Genomic DNA, 6,000 nt, shown 5'->3' on the forward strand with positions numbered 1-6,000 from the left:
ACGAAACCGCGAAAACCTCAGCTTTCGGTTTATTTCATTGGGTCGCTGTGATAGCCTTGGGGATAATAAAACAAACATTGCTGACCGGGAAAACCCGGCGGCGCGAGGCAGACAGAGGCAAAGATCGTGCAGATTCGGCGGACAGTTCCGGCCCGAATGGGCTTTTTCCTTATAGCGTTGCTATGTGTGCTGGCGTTTGCGCCGCTCAGGTCCATGGCGGCGCCTTATGCAGCTATGGTGATCGACGCCCGAACTGGCGAGGAGCTGCATTCACGCAATGCGGATGCGCGCTTGCACCCGGCCTCGCTGACCAAGATGATGACGCTGTATATCGCGTTTGAGGCGGTGCGAAACGGCGAGATCACGCTGGATACACCCGTTCGGATTACCCAGAAGGCAGCGGCCGAGCCCCCGTCGAAGTTGGGCCTGCGCGCGGGCCAGACGATTGCGTTCCGCTATCTGATCCGTGCTGCTGCGGTAAAATCGGCCAATGACGCGGCTACGGCGATCGGCATTGCCATCAGTGGCTCGGAAGCGGCCTTTGCCCGCCGCATGACCCGAACCGCCAAAGCGATGGGCATGAGCCGCACAACTTTCAAGAATGCGCATGGTCTGACTGAGGCAGGGCACCTGTCCAGCGCGCGCGACATGACCACGCTGGGACGGCATCTGCTGTACGATTACCCGCAGTATTATAACCTGTTCTCGCGCCAATCGACGGATGCCGGTATCAAGACTGTTCCCAACACCAACCGCCGCCTGCTGGCAGCCTATAAGGGTGCGGACGGAATAAAGACCGGATACACACGTGCGGCGGGGTTCAACCTGGTGGCGTCGGCCAAACGCAAGGATGAGCGTATCATCGCAACTGTCTTTGGCGGAAAATCCGGAGAGTCGCGGAACGCCAAGGTTGCGGAACTGCTGGATCTGGGGTTTCGCCTTGCCCCGTCGCGCGCACCCATTCGCAAGCCTGAGCGCCCGGTTTATGCGGGCAATGCCGGGTTGGGGGGCGATACCCAGGTCGCAGCGCTGAGCGGCGCACCGAAATCCAGCCTGCGCCCGCTTGGGCGCCCCAGCGCCGCGACACAGGTTGCAAGTGCGGTTGCGGCATCGGCAGACCAGAACAGCGACCGTATCAGCAGCGGCATTGCCGCAGCGATTGCCGAAGCGGATATAACCCCAGCCGCCCCACCAGTTGAAACATCCGATACCCGACCGGCGCTGCGCCCGGACAATCTGGTGCTGGCCTCGACCGAGCCCGTCAGCCAGCCAGAGCCCGAGCAGGAAGTGGTTACCCGCCTGTCTTCGTCCGGTGGGCATCTGTGGGGGGTCAATGTGGGCCGCTACACCACACGATACGAGGCCGAGAAGGTTCTGCTGAAAACGGCGCTGTCGGAGATGACCACGCTGGATGGCAGTCTGCGCAAGGTCAGTCAGAGCTCGCGCGGCTTTGACGCGACATTCCAAGGCATGACGCGGGAACAGGCCGATCTGGCGTGTCGCCGCCTGCAAGCCCGCAATGTCACCTGTTTCATGATCGGGCCATCATAAGGTCCGGCATATTCTCTCCTGTTGGGTCTGGGCTGCGGTCATCCGCAGCCTTTTTTTAATCGAAGACGTGACCGTGCTGATATTGCTCGTCCTGTCCCGCGGCGGCGGTCAGGGCGGCGACATTGTCCTTGGTGAAGAACCCGTCATACTTGTGACACCGCTCGATATATTCGGTGATCAGCAGCGTGTTCTTCGAGTGTTTTGAGAAGATCTGCTTCAGGTTCGGGTCGTCTTTGCATTCGCCCACTACATGCGCCAGGAACGGCACGCCCTTGTCCTTCAGCGTGTTCACGACAAAGTCGACATTCTTTTCCCCGGCGCCATGATCGCCATCCTTGATCTCAACTGCCATGTGATGCAGGCGACGGCCAAAATTGCGCACAAAATCTTCGGTCGGCATCGGCAGCTTGGCGAATGAGTTGACGAAGGACGGCGTGTTATTGGCCGTGAAAACCTTGGCCGGGGATTTCTTGTCATCATCCACATTGGCGTTGCGGTTCACGTTGGTGGACGAGTTCATGTCGAAGATGTTGTAGGCCCCCCAGAAATAGTAGGGCACCATGGTCAGGAATTCGAGGATCGCATCCTCGCGCTCACCCGCCAGCACGCGCGTCGCCAGATGATCAATGCCCAGCATCAAAGGCGCGATTTTGCTATCCGATCCGAAAGCGGCGGCCTGATCCAGCCGGGCTTGTTCCGCGTCACTCAGCAACACGCGATCACCAAGGCCCAGGCTGTCTGTGTCGTTGAAATCATGTGTCGAATATCCGACCCGGTTGCAGGTGAAATCCGAAGGGGTCGTGAACCGGAAGCCGTCCAATGTGTAGAACGGGTTTTCGGTGTCTCCGGCATATTCGAAGCGGATGTTCTGATCCTCAAGCGTCCCGGTCAGCGCCTTCAGATCACAGGCCGCGAAAACCTCGCCAACATACCGCGTTTGGGGTGTGTTGCGGGCCAGCGGGTACATGCGATTGATGCGGGGAATAAAGTCTTCGAAACCCGGGCTGAGCGGGGCCATCACGATCAGCGCGGGATAGTCGGGATGCGAATGCAGGATCGAGAATTTGTGGGTCTGCCCCAGATAGCTGGCGGTGTGGCGATAGGGTGTCATGACGTAAAGCTCGACGAGGGTATCGAACAGCGCGTCGGTTTCGATCTGCATACAGATTGCGCGCATTGGCCCGACCTGATCGGCGATGCCCGAACTTGTCCGGCGCTCGTAGATTTTCGGAAGGTATTGCGCAAAGAAGTCCGAGTTCTTCTTGTCGCCCCGGGGTTGATAGGACATCAGATCAAAGGACATTCGACTACCTCCTTGCGCGGAACCCCGACCGGGGCGAGCTATCGTTTGAAATTGTAGGTTTCAGAACATGTGCTTGCCCGTCATGCTAGGCGCTGAGACCTGTACGGGCAACAGTCGTAAAATTGGGTTGCCGACGTTAACGCATGATGTTCAGCGGGTGAATTTCGTGACCTCGACACCGCCCCCGATCAGGTTGTCGCGAACCGAGCGAGCGATTTGAACCGCGGTCGGGCCGTCTCCATGAAGGCAGATCGTGTCGATGGATGTTTCCAGCCGCTTGCCGCTTTCGGTGATGATCGCACCTTCGCGGACCATGTTCAGGATGCGCGGGCCTGCGACCTCGGCATCGTGGATGACGGCGCCGGGCAGGCTGCGGTCAACCAGTGTTCCGTCGTCATTATATGCACGGTCGGCAAAAATCTCGCCCACCCAGCTGCACCCGAGCTCACGCACGGCCTCTTCCTGTTTTGTCGCGGCCAGCACCATGACGATGATATCGGGATCAACATCCAATGCGCCCTGATAACAGGCGCGCGCCATATCGATATCGGCTGAACACATATTGGCCAGCGCCCCGTGCAGTTTCAGGTGCCGTACTTTGGTGCCAACCGCGTTGGCCATGCCGATTGCGGCCCCCAACTGATACCGGACCAGATTGCGGAGGTTGTCATGGGGCAGCTTCATGTTCCGCCGACCAAATCCCTGCAGATCGGGAAAGCCGGGATGCGCGCCGATGCCGACGTCGTTTTCGTCCGCCAGTTTCATCGTTGATGCCATCACATCCGGATCACCGGCATGAAACCCACAGGCGATGTTGGCCGAGGTGATGATTTTCAGCAGGCTTTCGTCATCGCCCATTTTCCAGGGGCCAAAGCTTTCCCCCATATCGGCATTCAGATCGACGCTTGGCATTGGCACATCTCCTTAGTCTGTGGCAGAGATCATTCCGCCGATCAATTGGTAGGACAACAGGTCCGGGATGTCATGGGGATCACGCACCAGCGCCTCGACTTTTGAGGGCAGGCGCGCAAGGTCTGACAGGAACGCTTTGTGCATTTCTTCTGCCTGTTCCATGCTGACAAATTCGAACCGGATGTCGCTGCCTGCGGGTGTCTGTGCCGCGCGGGGCATATCGCATGGCAGAACGGTCGCGATACGAGGGTACCCGCCTGTGGTCTGACATTCCGGCAACAGGATGAACGGGTCGCCAGTACCGGTCATCTGGATATCGCCGGGGGTGATCACCTCGGACAGGATATTCAGCTGGCCTGAGGCAGCAAAGCCGTCGCCGTCGCTGTCCAGCTGCATGCCCATCCGGTTGGCGCGTGCGCCGCGCCGGAAATTGGTTTGGGCAAACCGTTCAAGTGTTTCGCCATCAAACAAAGGGGTCTGAAAGCTGGCAATCACATGCAGCACCCCGCCCGAAAACCGCTCGGCAGCAGCCAGTTTCATCCCGCTGTTGCCTGCATCCGGTCCACAGGTCAGCCTGTCACCCTGCTGTAGCGCCCGGCCTATCCGCGCTGTCAGATGGGTTGAGCGGGACCCCAGAAAAACCTCGGCATCGATACCTCCGCCCACATGCAGATAGCCATAGTTTCCAGCCAGCGTCGCCCCGATGACCAGCCTTTGCCCGGCGATCAGTTGGTGCGACGCGTTCCAGGCCACAGGGCTGCCATCAATGCTGGCCTGCATCCGCGCGCCAGTCAGGGCGATGCGCATGTTATGCGTCGCCTCGAACTCGCCTCCCATCCCGGCCATTTCCAGCGCCGCAAGGTTTGCGCTTTGATCCAGCAACGCCGCCCCTTCGTGCAAGGCCAGAATGTCCGCGGCCCCTGATCGGGACAGCCCCTGATCCAGATACCCTGTGCGCCCCTGATCCTGAATGGTGCAGGCCGGGCCAATCCGGTGGACGATCAGGCTCATGGTGCAATCTCCTCACAGGTTGCGCCGCCTGTGCCGTCCTCGTTGTTGGCCTTGATGTGTTCCAGAACGTCGCGGGAAACGGGCTTGAACAACAGCTCATCGCCGGGTCTAAGGGTAAAGGCCTCGGCCCTTTCGGGGCGGAAACACCGAAAGGCGGTCTGTCCGATATGCCGCCACCCGGTTGGTGTCGGCCCGGAAAACAGAACAAATTGCGAGATCGCCAGAACCAAAGCCCCTTCCGGCACCATGGGGGTCAGGCTTTGCAGCCGGGGAATGTTGAACTCGGGCCCCAGAGGTCCAAGGTAAGGCTGCCCCGGAGCGAAGCCGATGGTCAGAACGCGAACGCGGGACTGTCCAAGCCTACGTATTGCTTCGTCTGGTGTCAGGCCGGCAGCAGCGGCGGCATTGTCAAGCTGGGGCGCAAGGTCGGTCCCGTAAACCGTCGGAACGCGCCACAACCTGCGGCCGGCAGGCAGCGGTGTAGTGTACCAGTCCTTTTGCTCAACCAGTTCCCTAAGCTTTTGCAGCATCTTCTGATGAGAGATGCGCTGCGTGTCGAACCGAACAAAGGCCGAGCCCAGGGAGGCTGACGACTCGGTCACCTCATCCCAGTGCAGACGATCCACTTCTGCCCGAAACGCCAGCGCTGCCCGGTTCGCGGTGTCGGTCATCTTGTCTGCAAAGGTCACCAGCGCGCCATCAAATCCGACGGTTCTGACCAAAGGAAACTGAACATTGCGCGCCATTGCTGATCTGCTTTCGGATCGAAGAGTGAATTGGTGGAACCTGACCGCATCTTTAGGGGATGCGCAAGACAGGGCGTTCAATAGCCGACATTGTGCCTGATGCGTCCACATCCCGGCAGGGAGCGACCCGCAGTACAAGGCGTCCGTCGGGGGTGAGAGGTTTTTGACCGTATTCTGGCCGCAAATCCGACTCGTTTTCCCGTTTCGAGTCGCCCTGACTTGTATCTTGAAATCGCGGAGACTCTATATCTTGTGTCGGCCCCTTTTGTTTTTAGGGGCTTGCCGGTCAGATCATGCCTAATAGCACCCGGACGGAAGGGTGGCGGGCAATTGTGATGGGGTATAAGTTATTGAAATAAAATAATAAACAAAGAAAACTCAAAAAAAAGATCAATATCGTCATTTTCCGCTTGCGGGTAGGGAGTCTAATCCGTAAATACCCCTTCACCGGCGCAGCTGAGGTTGGCCTGACGGACT

General features: G+C 59.0%; 5 protein-coding genes. 1 reads left to right on the plus strand and 4 read right to left on the minus strand.

What is annotated here, in order from left to right:
* Nucleotides 1–156: 156 nt before the first annotated feature.
* Nucleotides 157–1,551 carry a D-alanyl-D-alanine carboxypeptidase family protein gene (locus tag AC2FLU_RS16950; protein WP_480475350.1) on the plus strand — a complete coding sequence of 465 codons (1,395 nt, stop codon included), beginning with the start codon at nucleotides 157–159 and terminating at the stop codon, nucleotides 1,549–1,551.
* A 55-nt stretch (nucleotides 1,552–1,606) separates the two neighbouring features.
* Here AC2FLU_RS16950 and AC2FLU_RS16955 read toward each other — a convergent pair whose 3' ends face one another.
* The 4 genes from AC2FLU_RS16955 to AC2FLU_RS16970 form a co-directional block, all read right to left on the minus strand.
* Complete coding sequence (locus AC2FLU_RS16955; protein WP_480625494.1) at nucleotides 1,607–2,854, minus strand: hypothetical protein; 1,248 nt, start codon at nucleotides 2,852–2,854, stop codon at nucleotides 1,607–1,609.
* 150 nt (nucleotides 2,855–3,004) lie between these two features.
* Nucleotides 3,005–3,766: a LamB/YcsF family protein gene (locus AC2FLU_RS16960; RefSeq protein WP_496809166.1), complete on the minus strand. Its 762-nt coding sequence runs from the start codon at nucleotides 3,764–3,766 to the stop codon at nucleotides 3,005–3,007.
* A gap of 12 nt (nucleotides 3,767–3,778) precedes the next feature.
* Nucleotides 3,779–4,777 (minus strand): 5-oxoprolinase subunit C family protein, encoded by a 999-nt coding sequence (locus AC2FLU_RS16965; protein WP_496809165.1) that lies wholly within the window; start codon nucleotides 4,775–4,777, stop codon nucleotides 3,779–3,781.
* Nucleotides 4,774–5,523, minus strand: coding sequence for a 5-oxoprolinase subunit B family protein (locus tag AC2FLU_RS16970; protein ID WP_480475358.1), 750 nt, complete (start codon nucleotides 5,521–5,523; stop codon nucleotides 4,774–4,776). Before AC2FLU_RS16970 ends, AC2FLU_RS16965 begins: the two co-directional genes overlap by 4 nt.
* Nucleotides 5,524–6,000 lie beyond the last annotated feature (477 nt).

The organism is Ruegeria sp. SAZD013 (assembly GCF_059612525.1).

What these genes read in the sequence shown, in the direction of transcription:
- AC2FLU_RS16960 (WP_496809166.1), bottom strand. Translation starts at nt 3,766, where the DNA reads ATGCCAAGCGTCGATCTGAATGCCGATATGGGGGAAAGCTTTGGCCCC.
- AC2FLU_RS16955 (WP_480625494.1), bottom strand. Translation starts at nt 2,854, where the DNA reads ATGTCCTTTGATCTGATGTCCTATCAACCCCGGGGCGACAAGAAGAAC.
- AC2FLU_RS16965 (WP_496809165.1), bottom strand. Translation starts at nt 4,777, where the DNA reads ATGAGCCTGATCGTCCACCGGATTGGCCCGGCCTGCACCATTCAGGAT.
- AC2FLU_RS16950 (WP_480475350.1), top strand. Translation starts at nt 157, where the DNA reads ATGGGCTTTTTCCTTATAGCGTTGCTATGTGTGCTGGCGTTTGCGCCG.
- AC2FLU_RS16970 (WP_480475358.1), bottom strand. Translation starts at nt 5,523, where the DNA reads ATGGCGCGCAATGTTCAGTTTCCTTTGGTCAGAACCGTCGGATTTGAT.